Source organism: Psychrobacter sp. 1Y4 (genome assembly GCF_051847555.1).
This window is the reverse complement of sequence record NZ_JBPYDE010000092.1, coordinates 1-1,240: the sequence shown is the minus strand read 5'-3', so window position 1 is coordinate 1,240 and position 1,240 is coordinate 1. Positions and strand designations below refer to the sequence as shown.

The following is a 1,240-nucleotide window of genomic DNA, read 5'->3' as shown; positions in this document are numbered from 1 at the left end:
GAAGGTTAACTATAACCATTCGGCATTACCTCTCATAAAGAAAAACCACCGAGATTACGTGTTACCCGAAGTTTAGTAAGGGTGGTGGTTGTATGAAATACAGTGTAATTGACTGCAATGTCGTGATAACTATTCATAATAACTCAAGATCATCAAACACTCGCAGCAGAAAACACCTACATTAGAACACTATTGATTATAGTCTATCAAAGATAGAACCTTTGTTAGGAGTAAAGAGTTTCTCATAGAACTTAGCAGCGTAATCATCAGTCATACCAGCAATAAAGTCACAAATTACTCTCATCTTGGCCGACTCTTGCCTTTCTATTGGCAGATTTTTCGTAGAATCTTTCCAATTTACTTTGGTAGACTTTGGCAGGAATCTTTCAGGGTCTTTAGCCAAAACTTGAAACAGCTCTATAACTAGCTTTTGTCCCTTGAACTCAAGCTGTTGAACATTTACATCTTTAATTACAATCTCTTTTACGAGTATAAAGATATGTTCTCTTAAATTCTCAACTTCCTCTTTTAGTTTAACTTCCAGACCTAATAGCGAATTTTCACAGCCGGAACCATTATCAACTATTTCCGAATTGGTTATCATAAGATTAACTAGACGACCAATCGCATCTTTTCTTTCATAACTTTCATTACCGAAAAGCTTTCTAGTTAAGCAATCAAAGTTAGATTCTTTTCCTACTCTTTCACTATCTAGGTTTTCGACGATATCGAACAAACTAGAATTATCTTTGAAATGCTCTCGCCACTGCTCTCGACTAATCATCCCTAAAGAAAGTGCATCTTCCAAATCATGCAAACTATAAGAAATGTTATCTGCTAAATTCATGATCGTGCAATCTAGTGACTTAAAACGTGTGCATTGATGCTTATCTTTTTTGGGTTCAAAAGCAGTAAACTTCTTAACGTCTTCTTCATCAAAGCCTTCAAATATAAATTCTACAATGTCCTTATCTGTATCGTAATAACACTTAGGAGGCTTTTGTGCGTCTGCTTTGAATAACCAGTAAGGAACATCAGAGTTACTTTCCGACTCATAAAAGCTATCGTTCACTAAATTGCTATATGCGGCAGGATACTTTAGAACACCTAATAGCATTCGTCTTGTAGGATTCAAGCCATGCTGTTTAGTATATTTATCTAACTTACCTAAAATTCGTAGGGTCTGACCATTTCCTTCGAAACCACCATGGTTTCTCATACAGTAATTAAGAGCTACTTC

Annotated in this window: 1 protein-coding gene; it reads right to left on the bottom strand. The window is 35.7% G+C overall.

The annotated features are described in order from the left end of the window. Positions 1-196 precede the first annotated feature (196 nt). Positions 197-1,240 (bottom strand): dGTP triphosphohydrolase (dgt, locus tag ACS8FC_RS14425; protein ID WP_439297268.1); only part of this gene is annotated, 1,044 nt, incomplete at its 5' end.